Source organism: Campylobacter sp. IFREMER_LSEM_CL2194 (assembly GCF_025771685.1).
Taxonomy (GTDB): Bacteria; Campylobacterota; Campylobacteria; order Campylobacterales; family Campylobacteraceae; genus Campylobacter_D.
On sequence record NZ_JAKMQS010000001.1, the window covers coordinates 41,738 to 58,211 of the forward strand.

The window sequence follows — 16,474 nt, forward strand, 5'->3', positions numbered from 1 at the left end:
AATCTAAATATAGATAATTTTGCATAAAAATTTTAAATTGATATATTTTTTTACACACTTAAGATAATTTTTAAAAAATTTTTTTAATTAAATGAGTTGCAATAAAAACAAAAACTCTACAAAAAATTAAAATTATCTATAAATTTTTATATTTCATTATCATTTTTTTGATACATTTACACATTAAAATACTAAAAAAGGGAAATAATGAAAATTTTTGATATGGTAGTTATTGGTGCTGGCCCTGCAGGTATTGCAGCGGGAGTAGAAGCTAAAATAAAAAATAAAGAAGTTATTGTTTTAGAAAAAGCTGATGCGATTTGTCAAACCTTAGTAAAATTTTACAAAGAAGGCAAAAGAGTAGATAAAGCTTATAAAGGTTGTGATAGCACAAATCACGGGCATATAAATTTTGAAGATGGAACTAGAGAAAGTACGATAGAAACTTTCCAAAATGCTATCAAAGAGTATAATCTTGAAGTAAAGCTTTCTAGTGAAGTTGAAAGTGTTAAAAAAGATGGAGAAAATTTCATCGTTAGCACCGCAAATGAAAATTATATTTGCAAAAATGCAGTTATTGCCATAGGTAGAATGGGCAAACCAAATAAACCAAGCTATACTCTACCTATAACTTTAACAAAAATCATCAATTTTAATGCAAATTCAGCAAGCCAAGGTGAAAAAATCTTAGTTGTAGGTGGTGGAAATTCAGCAGCAGAATACGCTATAGATTTAGCTAAAAATAACGATGTGACGCTTTGCTATAGAAGAGAAACTTTCTCAAGATTAAACGATATTAATCTAGAAGATATTCAAAAAGCTTTTGAACAAGGTAGTGTAAAAGCAAAACTTGGCATAGATATAACTAGTATTGAAGATGAAAGTGGTAAAGCTAAAGTAAATTTCACTAATGACACAAATGAAATTTATGATCGTATTATTTATGCTATTGGGGGTTCAACTCCACTTGATTTCTTACAAAAATGCTCTATAGATGTTGATGAAAAAGGCGTGCCAAGCTTTGATGAAAATAAAGAAAGCAATGTAAAAGGATTATTTGTAGCAGGTGATATAGCGAGTAAAAATGGAGCTTCTATTGTAGTGGGTTTAAATGATTCATTTAAAATCTGCGATCATCTTTATAAATGCTAAAACTCTTTCAATACTCAAAAGGCTATCGTTATAATAATGATAGCCTTTTGCTTTTTGACTTTTTATCTAAAAATAATTTAAAAGGAAATATCCTTGATATAGGATGTGGTTGTGGAATTTTAGGACTTTTGATAAAGCAAAAATTTCCAAATTCAAATGTTTATCTACTAGATATCCAAGAGCAAAATATCAAACTAAGTTATAAAAATGCTAAAGAAAATAAACTTGAAATTCAAGGCATTTGTGAAGACTTTTTAAACTATAAAAGTGACATAAAATTTGATTTTTTAATCTCTAATCCTCCATTTTATAAAAAAAATACACAAAAAAGCCAAGATTTACATTTATGTATATCAAGATATCAAGATTTTATGCCACTTGAGAAAATGTTTGCTAAAATAAATACTTTAATCAAACCAAATGGTAGTTTTTTTATGTGTTATGAGGCAAGTTTTTTAGATGAAATTTGTGCTTATTTAAAACATTTTAAATTAAAACTAGTTTCACTTCAATGTGTTCATACTAATGCACAAACTAACGCAAGACTTGTTTTAATGCATATTAAAAAAAATAGCAAAAGTCCATGCGCTATAATGCCTACACTTTTTATGTATGAAAATGATGTTTTAAATCCAAAAATTAGTGAAATTTATAAAAATACAGGAACTATAAGCTATGATGTGTGAAAAAGGTTTTGATTATTCTTTTGATGAAAGTGCTTGTGAAAAATGTGGTGGGAAGTGTTGCACTGGAGAAAGTGGGTATATCTATGCTAGCAAAGAAGAACTAGAAGCTATTGCTAGTTTTTTAAATTTAAACTTTGAAGCCTTTAAAGAACAATACCTCATCAAAGTTGGATTTAAATATAGCTTTAAAGAAGCAAAGTATGAAAATGGCTATCGTTGTATTTTTTTTGATACAATGTATAAAAAATGTTTAATTTACAAGCATAGACCAAAACAATGCAGAACTTTTCCATTTTGGGAGTATTTTAAAACACACAAAGAGGAGTTAAAAAAAGAATGTATAGGGGTTTGCTTTCACTAATTATAGTTTTTATCCTAACAAGCCTTGCTTTAGCCAAAGGTGAAGATAAAATCCTACAAGCACTTATTTATGAAGAGCATGGACAATTTCAAAAAGCATGTGATATTTATACAAATTTATTTCATGAAAATAATGAAAGTATTTATTTGCAAAAGGCTTTACTTTTAGCCTTAAGTGCCAATTTAAAACAAAAAGATGAGCTTTTAAAAGCTTCTAAAGACTTTTTAGAACACACAGCTATTGCAAGATTAAATGCTTTATATTTTTTTGAAATAGGAGATTATAAACAAGCTGAAGCTATACTTTATAAACTCATTAAAGAAGAACAAGATTATAGAAATTATGAAATATTAGGCGATATTTTTGCTAAAAAAGCTTTATATACTAAAGCTTTAGAGCAATACAATCTTGCTTATAAGCTTTTTGAGCATGAAAATTTATTACTTAAAATAGTTGAAATTAATATCAAAAATAAAAATATCAACCAAGCTAAAAAGGCCTTAGAAGAATTTGTAAAAAGTTCACAATGCACCCTTAAAACATGCACCCTACTTTTAAAAATTTATCAAGAGCAAAAAGATCACAAAGCAAGTATCCAAACCCTTGAAAAGCTATATAAACTCAACAATGATATTAAATACATCTACGCTATGATAGAATTACTAGTACAAGAAAAAAATTATACTCAGTCTCTAAATTTAACCCAAAAATATAACATAGATCCTGATACCAAAATTTTCTTATACACACAAACAAAAGATTATAAAAAGGCCTATGAAATAGCTTTAAAACATTATGAACTTAGTAAAGATAAAAAATATCTTTCTATGGCAGGTGTTTTAGAATTTGAAATTCATATGGATCCTAAAAGTAAAAAAGTCACGGATCCAAAAATTCTAGCCTCTATCATGAAAAAATTTGAACAAAGCGTAGATGTGCGCAGTGATGCTTTATATCAAAACTACTATGGCTATGCTTTAATTGAATATGATATTGATATAGTCAAAGGTATAGAGCTAGTAGGCTGGGCGCTTGAACAAGAACCACAAAATCTTTACTATCTAGACTCTTTAGCTTGGGGGTATTATAAACTTAAAGATTGCAAAAAGGCTTATGAAATTTTGCAAAAAACACTGCATGATAAAGAATTTTCAAGCTCAGATGAAAGCAAAGAGCATTTAAAGGCTATTGAAAAATGTTTAAAACAATAGATTTAAAAAATCATTTTTCAAAAACACAAAAAATTCTTGAAAGTAAAAAAGAAATTTTTCCTTATGATATGCTAGGCAGAAGTCTAGCTTCTAACGCCTTTTATCCTAAAGATATTTATACACTTTTACTTGAAGGAAAACTTTCACATTTTTTATATTCTAAAGATTTAAATTTTAATCATGAAAATTTCGATGCCATCATCTTGCCAACAAGCCCTTTGCTTAATCAAGACATACAAAATTTAAGTCTTTTTAGACGCTATCATGAAAAACCTATTGTACAATTTGATTTTATTTTTGATGAATATCAAATTTTAGAAAGCTTAGTATATGGGGCTGATGCGTTTATTGTATTTCCTAAAATGCTAAAAACTATGCAACTAAAAAAACTTTATAATTTTGCAATACATCTTGGTTTAGAGGCCATTTTTTACCTTGAAAGCAAAAGTGATCTTAATAATGCTATTTTAGCTGGAGCTAGAATTTTTTTATTAGAAGATGAAAAGCTATTATCTTTGATACCAAAAAATAAAGCTCTTATAAGTAAAAATATTAAAAATCTACATGCTTGCATAAAGGAGAGTTGATGGAGTATTTATACGCACCTTGGAGGGATGTTTATTTTAACAATAAAGATAAAAATTTTTGCCCTTTTTGTCATTGCAAGTATGAACTTAATGAAGATGAAAAACTTGGGGTAATTTTTAGAGCTAAAGAATGTTTTGGCATTATGAATAAGTACCCTTATAGTCCAGGTCATTTTATGATTATCCCTTATGAGCATTTAGAAAATATAGAAGATTTAAGTGATGATACATGGCTAGAAATTAGCCATTTTGTGCGTATTGGAGTTAAAATTTTAAAAGAAAACTTTCATGCTAAGGGTGTTAATATAGGTATGAATTTAGGCAGCGCAGCAGGAGCTGGCATAGCACCACATTGTCATTATCATTTAATCCCAAGATGGCAAGGCGATACAAATTTTATCACCACCATAGGACAAACTAGAGTTTGCGGGAGCGATTTGGAAAAAGTTTATACCACCTTATGTAAAGCTTTTAAAGACTATGTATAAAGAAGTTGATTTTGAAAATTTTTTAAAATTTAATTTTGATCTTTTAATTGACGCAAGAAGCCCCAAAGAATACAAACTTGCTCATATAAAATCTGCGCAGAATTACTACGCACTCAATGATAATGAATTTGAAGAAATAGGCACACTTTATAAGAAAAACAAAGGCTTAGCTAAAGCAAAAGGCGCAAGTTATATTTGTAAAAATATGAGTGAGCATATTAATAAAATTTATCAAAATTATAAAATAGGCTCTTTGGTGGGAATTTATTGCGCAAGAGGTGGTAAAAGATCAAAAGCTATTGCTTTAATCTTAGCTGAACTTGGCTATAGGGTTGTAAGATTAGAAGGTGGATATAAAGCTTATAGAAGTTATGTGAGTGAGTTTTTTAGAAAAGATTTAAATATTGAGTTTTTATGTCTTTGTGGTAATACAGCAAGTGGCAAAAGTGATTTAATCCAAACTTTAGATAATGCTTTAAATTTAGAAAAACTAGCTAATCATCAAGGATCAAGTTTTGGTAAAATTTATGGAGAACAACCAAGCCAAAAAGCCTTTGAAGATGAATTGTTTTATTTTTTAAAAGATTATACTTATAAAACTTGTTTTATAGAAGCTGAAAGCAGACAAATTGGAAATTTAACTATCCCGCTAAATTTATACAATAGCATGCAAAAAGCTAAGAAAATTTGGTGTGAGTGTGATATGAATTTACGCATTCAAAGAGTTTTAAAAAACTATACTCCAATGGATAAAAAAGTATTTTATCAATGTGTTGAAAAAATATCACCTTATATTAGCAAGGATTTTAAACTAAGACTTTGTCAAAATTATGAAGAAAACAATTTAGAACTTTGTGTAAAAATGCTTTTTGAATATTATGATAAAGTATATAAAAAACCTTCAAAAATTGATTATTTTATCAATAGTTCTAATTTAGATGAAGCTAAAAAACATCTTATGAGTTTAAACTCATAAGATTGTATTTACAAAGATAATAAAAATAATACTTGAAAGAATTCCAGCAACTGGTAAAGTAATCACCCATGCTAAACCAATAGGTTTCATCATAGCCCATTTAGCATCTTTATTAAATACCCCTATACCTAAAATAGCACCGATTAAAATATGGGTTGAGCTAACTGGAATTCCAAGTTGGGTAGCTAAAAGTATAACGATACTTGCACCAAGTTCAGCACTAAAGCCTGTTGTTGGTTTAATTTCAGCAAGTTTTGAACCCACAGTTTGAATAACTTCTTTACCCAAAAACCAAAGTCCAATAACCAAAGCTATACCAAACATAAGCATCACAGCAAATGGCACTGGCGAGCTAGGATTAATGGTGTTATTTTTAAGTACGTCTAAAATAGCGGCAAATGGCCCAAGAGCATTAGCTATATCATTAGCTCCATGTGAAAAAGCAAAACTTGAAGCAGTAAAAATTTGAAACCATGAAAAAATCTTTTCTATGGTTTTATTAACCTGAGTTTTTTTCATCAATCTCACAACTGCCAAAGTAACAATATAGGCAAAAATAGAAATAATCGATACTATCCATAAATTTTGCATTACATCTAAAGTAGAAACATTATTTAAACCCTTAAATAAAAACATAGAAGCAATAGTTAATGCACCTACACCTGCTATTAAAGGAACGTGAAATTTCATTCTTGAGAAAACATCTATGTTTTTTTCTTTTTCTTTTAACTCTTTGATTTTTAACTTATATTCACTTCTTTTTTCATCATCATCTAAAACAATAGCACTAAGTTCTTTGATTTGCTCTTCTTGGCTTTTGTTTTTTAAATTTTTAAAATATTCTTCTTTAAATGCTTTTTTTTCTTTTTTAATTTCTTTTACCACAAGAGTTATTTCTTCTGATGGCTTTAGAATTTTTTTATAAATATAAGCATAAATTAAATACGCCACAAGCCCGCCAAGCAAAGGCGAAATAACCCAACTCATAGCTATTTTATAAATACCATTCCAATTTACCATAGATAATGCTTGATCTTGATCAAAAAATACAAAGCCCATAGCAATACTTGAACCTACAATACCTCCTATAATACTATGAGTGGTAGAAACTGGAAGTCCTTTTTTAGTCGCCACAAAAAGCCAAATTCCTGAACTTAACAAAGCTGAGAGCATTACACATACAAACACCATAGGATTAATTCCATCAGGTAAAACCACTATACCACTTCTTATAGTATTTGTTACTTCTCCTCCTGCAAACACAGCCCCGCTTAATTCAAACACCGCTGCAATAATCAAAGCTTGTTTTATAGTAACAGTTTTAGCGCCTACGCTAGTACCAAATGAATTTGCTACATCATTACCACCGACATTAAAGGCCATAAAAATACCAAATATACTAGCAAGGATAAATAATATCATGGAATTATTAGGAATATAATTATATCCCCAAACAAAAAAACATAAAACACTCACAATAAAAATAAAAAATGCAATAGCATTATCTTTACTCAAGTATTCTCCTTAAGAATTTATTTTAATGAATTAATTTTAGTAACTTTTACTTAGTTTTTTCTTTGATTTTTAAAAATTGCAAAGCAGATTTCACTGCTTGCATATAACTTTGTAAATTAATTTTTTCATTTTTATAAGCCCTATCATAAGCTGTGCCATGATCAACGCTAGTACGAATTATAGGTAAATTTAAACTCACATTAATACTTTTTTCAAAATACAAAGCCTTTAAAGGTGCTAAGCCTACATCATGATACATACTCACTAAATACTTGCATTTACTTAACGCAAAAGGGGTAAAAGCGCTATCAGCCACCAAAGGCTCACTTAAATAAGTATTTTCCTTACAAGAAAGTTCTTTTTCTTTTTGACTTAAAAAATCTTCATTTTCTAAATTTTGCAAATTCAACGTGTAATCTTTTAAAAATACATTTGCCATTCTTATAGCTTTTTTTATTTCCTGCTCTTCTTCTCCGCCTATTACGCCATTATCACTTGCATGAGGGTTAAAACTTAAAACTCCAATTTTTTCAAATAAAGTGCATTGATAAAAATTAATTAAAAATTGTACAACTTTAAAAGCCTTAATCTCTTTAAAAACATCTCTTAAAGCCATATGCTCAGTATATAAAGCCACAAAAAGCTCATCACACCCTAACATCATAATAGCATCTTGTTTGAAAAAATCTCTTAGTGCCTCAGTATGACCTTTATAACTCACTCCCCCCATTTGCCAAGTTTTTTTATTAATCGGTAAAGTTACCAAAGCATCTAAAAACAAATGCGTACAATAACTAGCTCCTTCAAAACTTAAAAAAGAATAAACCCCGCTTTTAGCGTCTAAATTCGCAGGATTTAACTCAAAATCAAAATCAATAATTTTACTAGCTTGATATGAAAACTCATAAATTAAAAAATTTTCTTTTTCTTCTTTAAAGGTAAACTGTAGTTTTGAAGCATTAGAAATTTCAACTAAATTGATTTTAGATTTAGGATTTATTTTCAAAAGTTTATTTGCTTTTTGAAATAATTCATAATGCACAAAATAATAAGGATCACAAATTTTTACTAGCTCATCATGACAAGATAATAAAATTTGCATACCTATGCCATTTAAATCCCCTATGCTAATAGCAATTTTTTTCATCTTTTAATCAAAGCTTTCATTTGCAATATAGCTTTTTCTAAGCCCACAAAAACCGATCTTGCTACTATACTTTGGCCTATATTTAACTCTTCTATTTCTAAAATATCTACAATATTTTTTACATTTTTATAATTAAGCCCATGTCCAGCTGCTACTCTTAAATTTAAACTCTTAGCCAAACTTGCACTTTGTCTTAATCTTTGGAGTTCATTTTCTAAAAGCTTTTTGAGTTCATTTTTACTTAAAATTAATTCAGGCAATGCATAAGAAGTTTGATTGATATTAGTATATAGTGCATTATAAATATTAGCGTACAAGCCTGTATGAAGCTCTATAAAATCAGCATTTAAAGAAGATGATTTTTTGATATCTTCTAAATTAGGATCAATAAATAAAGAAACTTCGATTTGCTCTTGTTTTAAAACATTAATGGCTTCTTGTAGTTTTTCATTATCTAAATTTAAACCACCTTCTGTTGTAAGTTCTTGTCTTTTTTCAGGCACTAAAGTAACGCGTGAGGGTTTGTATTTTAAAGCATATTCTATCATATCAATAGAGCATTCTAAATTCACTACACATTTGCAATATTTTAAGATATTTTCTAAATCAAACTCATTAGCATGGCGACGATCTTCTCTTACATGGATAGTGATTTGATCAGCTAAATTTGCACTCAAAAAAGCAGCCTCAAGCAAATCAGGATCATTTACTTTTCTAGCTTCTCTTAAAACTGCTATATGATCGATATTAACCCCTAAAAGCATAAGTTTTCCTTATAAGTTTTTTGCTATTATACTTTAAATTTTTTAAGGAGAGCTAGTGCTAGGTATTGATATGGGTTCAAATACATTAAGAGCTGTTTTAATGGATGAGAATTTTAATAAACTAAAAAGCGAAGAATTTATCATAGGGACAGCTAAAAATATGCAAAATGACATCATTAGCGATGAAGCCATAGAAAGAATTTTTAACGCTTTAAAAATCTTAAAAGAAAAAAATTATGACTTAAGTCAAGCCAAAGCAGTCGCCACAGCTGCTTTTAGAAAAGCAAAAAATACTGAGTTTATTTTTGAAAAAATTCAAAAAGAATTTAAACTTGATGTAAAATTAATCGATGCAAAAACTGAAGCAAAACTAAGTATTTTAGGTATGCAAGAGCGTCTTAAAGCTCTTAAGCTTTTTAGAAAAGACCTAAACTATTGTGATTTAGGCGGTGCTTCTTGTGAAATTTCAAATGAAAAGTTTAGCAAAAGTTATGATTTTGGAATTATTAGTTTTTATGAAAGAATGCATTTTAAAGCCATAAAACCAAGTGCTTATGTAAGATTTTTTAAAAAATATCCACAAAATCTTGCACGTATTAAAGATGAAAAATTAAAAATTCATCTAAGCCCCTACCCTGCGCATTTAAAACAACTTGCCCTAAAAGCTTTTAATCTTAGTAAAGATATAAAATTAAAAGGAAATTTTTTCATATTAAATTCAGGAGTACCCACCACACTTTGTGCTTATAAACAAAACATAAAATACAAAGATTACCTAGAAGAAAATGTAAATGGCAAAATACTCAAACGCAAAGATTTTTTTGATTTTGCATTAAAAATTTGGAATTTAGAACAAGAAAAAGCTAAAATTTACCTTGGGGAAAATAGAAAAAAATACCTCATAGCAGGTTCAATGATACTTTTTGCTTTATTTAATAAACAAAAGCTCATTGTGATTGATGATGGTGTTAGAGAAGGTGTGTGTATAGCACATTTTAAAAATATCAAATTTTAAAGGAGAAAAAATGAGTTTAAAAGATCAAATTTTAGAAGATATCAAAGAAGCTATGCGTAATAAAGATGATTTCAAAAGAAACACTTTAAGAACACTTAATGCTAGCTTTAAACAAATAGAAGTTGATGAGAGAATTACGCTTAGTGATGAAAGAATATATAAAATCATTGCAAGTGAGATTAAAAAACGAAATGAAGCAGCTTTGGCTTTTTCTAAAGGCTCTAGAGAAGATTTAGCACAAAAGGAACTCCAAGAAGTAGCTATTTTAAGTACTTATTTACCAAAACAACTTAGCGATGAGGAATTAGAAAGTGAGCTAAAAAAACTTATAGATAAATTACAAATTAGCTCTTTAAAAGAACAAGGTATTTTGATGAAAGAAGCTAAAGCAGCTTTTGGCGCAAGCGTTGATGGTAAAAGACTTAATGAAATGGTAAGAAAGCTTTTAGTATGAAAAAAGTTTTAGCACTTTGCGCCTTAGCTTTAAGCTCTTTTGCTTACACTCAATATGAATTGTATCCTAGCTTTAAAGCTTATTTTAAAGACTGCTCTTTATTGATGGATAAATATTATTATATTAATTGTTATGATTATAATTATAAAGGCACTAAGGCAATTGCTTATAAATTAGAAGCTAAAATTTTAAATCAAGGACACATCAAAAAACGCCCAAGATTTCAAGAAGATACCAACATACCTAAAAAATACAGAACTTATTGGGAGGATTATTTAAGAAGTGGTTATACAAGAGGACATGTCGTGCCAAATCAATCCATGAATGCAACCCCACAAGCTCAACTTAGCACTTTTTTAATGAGCAACATAACTCCGCAAAAAAAAGATATTAATGCAGAAATTTGGAATGAAATCGAACAAAGAGAAAGATATTTAGCAAAGAAAAATAAAGAATTAGAAGTCTTAAATTTAGTACTTTATGATGATAAGCCAAAACGTATTAAAAACAACATAGCCATTCCTAGTTTTTATGTCAAAATTCTTAAGGCTAAAAATTTCAGCGAATGCTATAAAGTACCAAATAATGATAATTTTGCAAGATTTGATAGAAATTATTTTAAGGAAGATTGTAAAAAATATATTGATTAAACTAGAAGCAACAAGGCTTCTAGTTTAGTTTTTACTCAACTTCAGCATCGATTACATCATCGTCTTTTTTCTTTTGAGCGTTTGGTTCTTCTTTTTTGTACATATTTTCTGCTAATTTATGAGAAACTTCACTTAAAGCTTTCATTTTGCCTTCGATTTCTTCTTTAGAAGCATTAGCATTTTTCAATGTCTCTTTTAACTCATCTAAGGCTTTTTGAATATTTGCTTTATCATCATCGCCTACTTTATCTCCAAGCTCACTTAAAGATTTTTCTACTTGATGTACTAAGCTATCAGCAGCATTTCTAGCTTCTACTGCTTCTTTGCGTTTTCTATCTTCTTCTTTGTGAAGCTCTGCATCTTTTACCATATTATTGATCTCTTCTTCACTTAGTCCACTTGAACCTGTGATTTTAATCTCTTGAGCTTTACCTGTAGCTTTATCTTTTGCACTAACTGTTAAAATACCATTTGCATCAATATCAAAAGTTACTTCAATTTGTGGCATACCGCGAGGTGCTGGTGGAATTCCTTCAAGATTGAAATTTCCTAAAGATTTATTATCACGGCTAAATTCTCTCTCACCTTGTAAAACATTGATGGTAACTGCGCTTTGATTATCTTCAGCAGTTGAGAAAACTTGTTCTTTTTTAGTTGGTATAGTTGTACCTTTTTCAATGATTTTAGTCATCACACCACCTAAAGTTTCAATACCCAAAGAAAGTGGAGTAACATCAAGCAATAATACATCTTTAACATCACCTTTAATAACCGCACCTTGAATTGCCGCACCTATTGCAACAACTTCATCAGGATTTACTGATTTATTAAGCTCTTTTCCAAAAGCTTTTTTAACTTCTTCTTGTACCAGTGGAACACGAGTAGAACCACCCACCATAACGATTTCTTTTACTTCATTTTTGTCAAGTCCTGCATCTTTTACTACTTCGTTAATCTTACTAATAGTTTCAGCAACTAAGCCATCAATCATACTTTCAAATTTAGCTCTTGTTAGAGTTTTAGTTAAGTGTTTTGGACCACTTGCATCAGCTGTGATAAATGGTAAATTAATATTAGTTTCATTAGCTGAACTTAATTCTTTTTTAGCATTTTCAGCTGCTTCTTTTAATCTTTGTAAAGCCATTACATCGTTTTTAAGATCAATACCTGTTTCATCTTTAAACTCATTTGCTAAAAAGTCGATTAATTTATTATCAAAATCATCACCGCCTAAAAATGCATTACCACCGGTTGCTAAAACTTCTACAACATTATCACCTGTTTCAAGCACAGTAACATCAAATGTACCGCCACCTAAATCATAAACTACAATTTTTTCACTTTCTTTTTTATCAAGTCCGTAAGCCAAAGCTGCTGCAGTTGGTTCATTAATAATTCTTAATACATTCAATCCTGCAATTTGTCCTGCTTCTTTTGTAGCTTTTCTTTGTGCATCATTAAAATACGCTGGAACAGTAATAACCGCATCTTCTACTTTTTCGCCCAAGAAAGCCTCTGCATCTTCTTTTAACTTCATTAAAACTTTTGCTGAAATTTCTTGTGGAGTATAAATTTTACCTGCTATTTCAATCGCACAAGCCCCATTTCTCTCTGTGATATGATAAGGTAAGCGATTTTTAGCTTCTTTTGCCGCTTCTTCATTAATCATCAAACCCATGATTCTTTTTATAGAATAAATAGTTTTTTCAGGATTAGTCACAGCTTGACGCTTAGCACTATCTCCAACTAAAACTTCACCTTTATCTGTAAAAGCAACTACTGAAGGAGTAGTATTTTTACCTTCTTTATTTGGGATAACTTTACTCTCACCTCTTTCATATACACTCACACAAGAATTTGTTGTACCTAAATCTATACCTATAACTTTTGCCATTTTTTATCCTTTTTATTAAATTTTATTTTGCAACACTAACTTTTGCTGATCTAATCACTCTATCATTCATCATATAACCCTTTTGTAAAAGCTGAACGATATGATTGCTTTCATGATCAGCACTTTCAACATGAAACATCGCCTCATGTAAATTTGGATCAAACTCACCATTTGCTTCTATTACCTTAACCATATGTTTTTCAAGTTTTTTCAAAAGCAAATCTAAAGTGTTTTGAACCCCTTCTTTGATTTTTAAACTTAATTCATCATTGGCTTCTACATTAATAGCCGCCTCTAATGCATCAACTACATCAAGCAAATCTTTAGCAAAACTTTCATTTGCATAAATTGTTGCTGAAATTTTTTCTTTTTCCATTCTTTTTTTGATATTTTCAAATTCAGCATTTGCTCTTAAATAAGTATCTTTTAACTCATTATACTCTGCTTGAAGTTTTTCTAATTCATTGTTTTGACTTTCTGAATTTTCCACTGCTTCTTCTTGCATTTGCTCATTTTGCTTTTCTTCGCTCACGCAGCCTCCTTTATAATATTTAACATTGTTTTAAAATCAGAATACACACTACCGGCAAAAACCACATTAGATTCTTTACCTAAAAATGTACTCTTAAGCTTTAACCCCATAAAACCCTCTTCAAATAAAGGATCAAATTGCAATTTATCATTAAAATAAAATCCAATTTGAGGAGATAAAAGCTTAGCAAATTCATCATTTTGATAAATTTGATAAGCTTTACTCTCATTATATCTATAATAAACCATAGCTTCTTTTAGCATAGTTATTTTTTCCAATAACTCTTTAAACTCAACTCTAAAAGCTAAATTTTCAATACTTTTTAGATCAAGCCCTATAAGTCTTTGCAAGAAAACCAGACTATCTTGGCTAAATCTTAAAACAAACTCATTTTGTCCAAAATCAAGTATGATGAATTTATCATTAACCTTAGTAATATCTTGCAAAATAAGCTCATCGCCACCATAAACTAAGGTATAAATTTCAAACTTATCAAGCAAAAACTCTAGCAAAGCAAGATCATTAATCACAATCTCATTTTCGCAAAGTTGCTCATACCAATAAGCCTTCATAGCACTAAAAGTTGGTATACGACCACTACTAATATGAAGTTGTGTTAATACACCCTCATCGCTTAATTTTTTAAAATAAACTCTTATAGTAGAAGCAGGTATGCTTACTTTATGATTTAACTCATTAGAACCCACAGGATTATTACCCTCTAGATACGTCTCAATGATGGTTTTTAAAATTAAATCTTTTTTACTATAAGACTTCACTACAAAACCTTAAATTTTTTATTTTAGCACTCAATGTTTTTAAGTGACAAAATAATTATACAACTTTAGTATAATAATGTCAAGTTATTTTTAAATAAAAATATTTAAAATTATTTAGTCTATATAACTAAAGTTTATTTAGCCATTTATATATAATATATAAAAATTTCTTTTTCAGTTTTTTTAAAAGAAAAGATAATATAATTGCGTCTAGCAATATTTTTTAAAAGGTTTACAATAATGAAAAATCTTACTTTAAGAGAAAAGCAAGATCTTGAAGCTTATGTGTTTTCCAATATAGAAAGAAAAAAAATGGCTTTAAGTAGAATTTTAAAGTTATATTATTTAAGATTTTTTAGATTAGTTTTTTAATTTATATTTTCTCATACCCTCTTCTGTGAAGGATAAGTCTTTAAAATCAGGGGATGAGATTAAATCCATACAAGTTTTATCCAAATTTTCCATTCCACTTACTTGCATACTAGCTTGCAAATTTTCATCTAAATACAAATCAAAAACTACACAAGCTTGATTATTAACCTTGTAAAGAATTTTTCCACCTTTTTTCTCATCTAGTTCATATGCTTGTAATTTATCATTTTTACTCATTTTCTTAATTTCATCTGCAAAAGATTGATGTAAGGTATAATAAATCATAAAATCACGCATAATATTTTTAATATCAGCAATTTCTTTTCTTAGTTTTGATAAATCTTTAGCGTATAAACTTATAAATTGCGTATTTAAGTATTCATTTAGACTTTTTTCATTTAAATTTTCACATAATGGATAAATTTTAACCACAAAAACCTTATCTTTAGCAAGTACTATATCCACACAAGCTTGTTTGTTTTGTTTGTATTCTAAAAATAAAGCTTGACTTGAGCTTAAATTTAGCGTGTTTTGTTTATTGTAAGCAAAATCACTTAGATCTTCATAGATATTTGCATAAGAAAAAATTCCCATAAAAAGCAATAATAAAATTTTCATTCAAATAAATCTTTATGATGAATTTTTAAGTACTCCACTACTTCTAAGATCTCATCAACTCCTTCTTTTTGAATATTTTGACAAACCTCATCAATACAATCAATATAAAGTCCAATTGCTTTTTCTAATTTTGCTCTTTTTACCCCAGCAAACAAGAGCATTGCTTCTAAAACTATGCTTAATTCATATTGTAAATTTTCTATTTCTTCTTTAAAATCATGATTTGTTTTCATTATTTTCCTTTAATTCTTTGCTTTTAATCAAATCCACAAATTGTGCTTTTATAAAATCATAGCTAGAGCTATCTTTATACGCAGCGAACAATCCACCGCTAGCATTTTTATGCCCTCCCCCATTGACCAAGCTTTTAGCCATCAAACTCACATCGATTTTATTATTTGCTCTAAAACTTAAGGTTTTTCTTGAACTAAGATCAACAAAAAAATCAAAATCGGGATTTTGCATTAAAAAATCATTTCCAATTACAGAAGTATTGCCTATATTTGAAGTTAATAAACCTTTACTTCCTTTATAAAATACACTAAATTTTTCTTTATTTACACTTAGTCTTTCTACCACAAATTTGGAAATTAAATTGCTTAAAGTATCATCATTTTCTTTTTTAAAAAAAGATTTTTTTAAGCCATGCAAATCATCATCTAAATTAATATGAGCATTTTTTTGATGAATGTATTTTCTACAAACATCAAAAAGATAAAAAAGATATTTGATATTTTCTTGTGCAAACATTACTCTATTGATTTCTTTTGCTCCAGAAACCATACCAAGTAATACTTTTCCAAGTTCAAAGTTCTCATCTTCACTCAACCAAATATCTACTGCATTTACCACATCTACAAATTCTGACAAAGCCTTATTTTCGCCATAACATTTACTAAAAAAATCATAAACAATCTTAGTAGCACATCTTTTATCATCTAAAAAATACCAAGGATATTTTTGCATACACTCTAAGCCACTTTGATGATGATCTAAAAGTAAAAGCTTGATTTTTTTACCTTCTATAGCTTTTTGAAAATCTTCACATTGACTTAAAGTTAAATTTAAATCCGTGATTAAAATCACAAATTCTTCATTAGGATTTTGCTTTAAATCTTCCTCTATATTTTTAAAAATCACATTAAAATTTTCATTAATCTCTTTACCATAATTAGAATTATAAAAATAACAATTCTTAAAATAAAAATCTAGCACATACTGACAAGCATAACCATCTAAATCCGTATGTGAAAGATGATAAATTTTCATATTT

At 28.7% G+C, this 16,474-nt stretch carries 20 protein-coding genes; 11 read left to right on the top strand and 9 right to left on the bottom strand.

The annotated features are described in order from the left end of the window. Positions 1-207 precede the first annotated feature (207 nt). From L8V79_RS00205 to mnmH, 7 genes are read left to right on the top strand one after another with little or no spacing between them, the layout of a single operon-like run. Complete coding sequence (locus L8V79_RS00205; RefSeq protein ID WP_263702051.1) at positions 208-1,152, top strand: NAD(P)-binding domain-containing protein; 945 nt, start codon at positions 208-210, stop codon at positions 1,150-1,152. Then, on the top strand, positions 1,146-1,838 hold the full coding sequence (locus tag L8V79_RS00210) for a tRNA1(Val) (adenine(37)-N6)-methyltransferase (RefSeq protein WP_263702052.1): 693 nt from the start codon (positions 1,146-1,148) through the stop codon (positions 1,836-1,838). Before L8V79_RS00205 ends, L8V79_RS00210 begins: the two co-directional genes overlap by 7 nt. Then, positions 1,828-2,199, top strand: coding sequence for a YkgJ family cysteine cluster protein (locus L8V79_RS00215; protein ID WP_263674548.1), 372 nt, complete (start codon positions 1,828-1,830; stop codon positions 2,197-2,199). The genes L8V79_RS00210 and L8V79_RS00215 overlap by 11 nt, the downstream gene beginning before the upstream one ends. Further along, on the top strand, positions 2,175-3,410 hold the full coding sequence (locus tag L8V79_RS00220) for a tetratricopeptide repeat protein (protein ID WP_263702053.1): 1,236 nt from the start codon (positions 2,175-2,177) through the stop codon (positions 3,408-3,410). The genes L8V79_RS00215 and L8V79_RS00220 overlap by 25 nt, the downstream gene beginning before the upstream one ends. After that, positions 3,395-3,997, top strand: coding sequence for an indole-3-glycerol-phosphate synthase TrpC (locus tag L8V79_RS00225; protein WP_263702055.1), 603 nt, complete (start codon positions 3,395-3,397; stop codon positions 3,995-3,997). The genes L8V79_RS00220 and L8V79_RS00225 overlap by 16 nt, the downstream gene beginning before the upstream one ends. After that, positions 3,997-4,485: an HIT family protein gene (locus L8V79_RS00230; protein WP_263702057.1), complete on the top strand. Its 489-nt coding sequence runs from the start codon at positions 3,997-3,999 to the stop codon at positions 4,483-4,485. The genes L8V79_RS00225 and L8V79_RS00230 overlap by 1 nt, the downstream gene beginning before the upstream one ends. Beyond that, complete coding sequence (mnmH, locus tag L8V79_RS00235) at positions 4,478-5,461, top strand: tRNA 2-selenouridine(34) synthase MnmH (protein WP_263702058.1); 984 nt, start codon at positions 4,478-4,480, stop codon at positions 5,459-5,461. The genes L8V79_RS00230 and mnmH overlap by 8 nt, the downstream gene beginning before the upstream one ends. On the opposite strand, the gene L8V79_RS00240 is transcribed toward mnmH, so the two are convergent. The 3 genes from L8V79_RS00240 to L8V79_RS00250 are packed head-to-tail and all read right to left on the bottom strand — an operon-like array spanning position 5,456 to position 8,887. After that, on the bottom strand, positions 5,456-6,976 hold the full coding sequence (locus L8V79_RS00240) for an inorganic phosphate transporter (RefSeq protein WP_263702059.1): 1,521 nt from the start codon (positions 6,974-6,976) through the stop codon (positions 5,456-5,458). The genes mnmH and L8V79_RS00240 overlap by 6 nt on opposite strands. A gap of 46 nt (positions 6,977-7,022) precedes the next feature. Next, positions 7,023-8,123 (bottom strand): 4-hydroxythreonine-4-phosphate dehydrogenase, encoded by a 1,101-nt coding sequence (gene pdxA / locus L8V79_RS00245; RefSeq protein ID WP_263702060.1) that lies wholly within the window; start codon positions 8,121-8,123, stop codon positions 7,023-7,025. Next, entirely contained in the window at positions 8,120-8,887 is a 768-nt protein-coding gene (locus tag L8V79_RS00250; protein WP_263702061.1) for a pyridoxine 5'-phosphate synthase, read from the bottom strand. The genes pdxA and L8V79_RS00250 overlap by 4 nt, the downstream gene beginning before the upstream one ends. Positions 8,888-8,942: 55 nt before the next feature. Here L8V79_RS00250 and L8V79_RS00255 point away from each other — a divergent pair, with 55 nt between their 5' ends. Genes L8V79_RS00255 through L8V79_RS00265 form a run of 3 tightly spaced genes read left to right on the top strand, consistent with a single transcriptional unit; the run spans position 8,943 to position 11,006 of the window. Next, positions 8,943-9,902 carry a Ppx/GppA family phosphatase gene (locus L8V79_RS00255; RefSeq protein ID WP_263702062.1) on the top strand — a complete coding sequence of 320 codons (960 nt, stop codon included), beginning with the start codon at positions 8,943-8,945 and terminating at the stop codon, positions 9,900-9,902. Positions 9,903-9,912: 10 nt separating this feature from the next. Continuing rightward, positions 9,913-10,356 (top strand): GatB/YqeY domain-containing protein, encoded by a 444-nt coding sequence (locus tag L8V79_RS00260; protein WP_263702063.1) that lies wholly within the window; start codon positions 9,913-9,915, stop codon positions 10,354-10,356. Continuing rightward, on the top strand, positions 10,353-11,006 hold the full coding sequence (locus tag L8V79_RS00265) for a DNA/RNA non-specific endonuclease (protein ID WP_263702064.1): 654 nt from the start codon (positions 10,353-10,355) through the stop codon (positions 11,004-11,006). Before L8V79_RS00260 ends, L8V79_RS00265 begins: the two co-directional genes overlap by 4 nt. A gap of 31 nt (positions 11,007-11,037) precedes the next feature. On the opposite strand, the gene dnaK is transcribed toward L8V79_RS00265, so the two are convergent. From dnaK to L8V79_RS00280, 3 genes are read right to left on the bottom strand one after another with little or no spacing between them, the layout of a single operon-like run. Next, positions 11,038-12,900: a molecular chaperone DnaK gene (gene dnaK, locus L8V79_RS00270; RefSeq protein WP_087700645.1), complete on the bottom strand. Its 1,863-nt coding sequence runs from the start codon at positions 12,898-12,900 to the stop codon at positions 11,038-11,040. Between the two features lie 22 nt (positions 12,901-12,922). Then, on the bottom strand, positions 12,923-13,432 hold the full coding sequence (grpE, locus tag L8V79_RS00275) for a nucleotide exchange factor GrpE (protein WP_263702065.1): 510 nt from the start codon (positions 13,430-13,432) through the stop codon (positions 12,923-12,925). Next, positions 13,429-14,211: an HrcA family transcriptional regulator gene (locus tag L8V79_RS00280; protein ID WP_263702067.1), complete on the bottom strand. Its 783-nt coding sequence runs from the start codon at positions 14,209-14,211 to the stop codon at positions 13,429-13,431. Before L8V79_RS00280 ends, grpE begins: the two co-directional genes overlap by 4 nt. Before the next feature lie 240 nt (positions 14,212-14,451). Here L8V79_RS00280 and L8V79_RS00285 point away from each other — a divergent pair, with 240 nt between their 5' ends. Further along, the gene (locus L8V79_RS00285) at positions 14,452-14,583 is read left to right on the top strand and encodes a hypothetical protein (RefSeq protein ID WP_256374638.1); all 132 of its coding nucleotides are present in this window, start codon (positions 14,452-14,454) and stop codon (positions 14,581-14,583) included. Here L8V79_RS00285 and L8V79_RS00290 read toward each other — a convergent pair. Genes L8V79_RS00290 through L8V79_RS00300 form a run of 3 tightly spaced genes read right to left on the bottom strand, consistent with a single transcriptional unit; the run spans position 14,572 to position 16,470 of the window. After that, positions 14,572-15,201, bottom strand: a complete 630-nt coding sequence (locus L8V79_RS00290) for a hypothetical protein (RefSeq protein WP_263702068.1) — start codon at positions 15,199-15,201, stop codon at positions 14,572-14,574. The two genes, L8V79_RS00285 and L8V79_RS00290, sit on opposite strands and share 12 nt — an antisense overlap. Next, complete coding sequence (locus L8V79_RS00295) at positions 15,198-15,434, bottom strand: hypothetical protein (protein WP_263702069.1); 237 nt, start codon at positions 15,432-15,434, stop codon at positions 15,198-15,200. Before L8V79_RS00295 ends, L8V79_RS00290 begins: the two co-directional genes overlap by 4 nt. Further along, on the bottom strand, positions 15,418-16,470 hold the full coding sequence (locus tag L8V79_RS00300; RefSeq protein WP_263702070.1) for a DHH family phosphoesterase: 1,053 nt from the start codon (positions 16,468-16,470) through the stop codon (positions 15,418-15,420). The genes L8V79_RS00295 and L8V79_RS00300 overlap by 17 nt, the downstream gene beginning before the upstream one ends. Between the last annotated feature and the right edge of the window lie 4 nt (positions 16,471-16,474).

Bases quoted from the DNA above. Each gene is read 5' to 3' on its own strand.
- L8V79_RS00205 (WP_263702051.1), top strand. From the start codon at position 208: ATGAAAATTTTTGATATGGTAGTTATTGGTGCTGGCCCTGCAGGTATT.
- L8V79_RS00210 (WP_263702052.1), top strand. From the start codon at position 1,146: ATGCTAAAACTCTTTCAATACTCAAAAGGCTATCGTTATAATAATGAT.
- L8V79_RS00215 (WP_263674548.1), top strand. From the start codon at position 1,828: ATGATGTGTGAAAAAGGTTTTGATTATTCTTTTGATGAAAGTGCTTGT.
- L8V79_RS00220 (WP_263702053.1), top strand. From the start codon at position 2,175: ATGTATAGGGGTTTGCTTTCACTAATTATAGTTTTTATCCTAACAAGC.
- L8V79_RS00225 (WP_263702055.1), top strand. From the start codon at position 3,395: ATGTTTAAAACAATAGATTTAAAAAATCATTTTTCAAAAACACAAAAA.
- L8V79_RS00230 (WP_263702057.1), top strand. From the start codon at position 3,997: ATGGAGTATTTATACGCACCTTGGAGGGATGTTTATTTTAACAATAAA.
- mnmH (WP_263702058.1), top strand. From the start codon at position 4,478: ATGTATAAAGAAGTTGATTTTGAAAATTTTTTAAAATTTAATTTTGAT.
- pdxA (WP_263702060.1), bottom strand. From the start codon at position 8,123: ATGAAAAAAATTGCTATTAGCATAGGGGATTTAAATGGCATAGGTATG.
- L8V79_RS00250 (WP_263702061.1), bottom strand. From the start codon at position 8,887: ATGCTTTTAGGGGTTAATATCGATCATATAGCAGTTTTAAGAGAAGCT.
- L8V79_RS00260 (WP_263702063.1), top strand. From the start codon at position 9,913: ATGAGTTTAAAAGATCAAATTTTAGAAGATATCAAAGAAGCTATGCGT.
- L8V79_RS00265 (WP_263702064.1), top strand. From the start codon at position 10,353: ATGAAAAAAGTTTTAGCACTTTGCGCCTTAGCTTTAAGCTCTTTTGCT.
- dnaK (WP_087700645.1), bottom strand. From the start codon at position 12,900: ATGGCAAAAGTTATAGGTATAGATTTAGGTACAACAAATTCTTGTGTG.
- L8V79_RS00285 (WP_256374638.1), top strand. From the start codon at position 14,452: ATGAAAAATCTTACTTTAAGAGAAAAGCAAGATCTTGAAGCTTATGTG.
- L8V79_RS00290 (WP_263702068.1), bottom strand. From the start codon at position 15,201: ATGAAAATTTTATTATTGCTTTTTATGGGAATTTTTTCTTATGCAAAT.
- L8V79_RS00295 (WP_263702069.1), bottom strand. From the start codon at position 15,434: ATGAAAACAAATCATGATTTTAAAGAAGAAATAGAAAATTTACAATAT.
- L8V79_RS00300 (WP_263702070.1), bottom strand. From the start codon at position 16,470: ATGAAAATTTATCATCTTTCACATACGGATTTAGATGGTTATGCTTGT.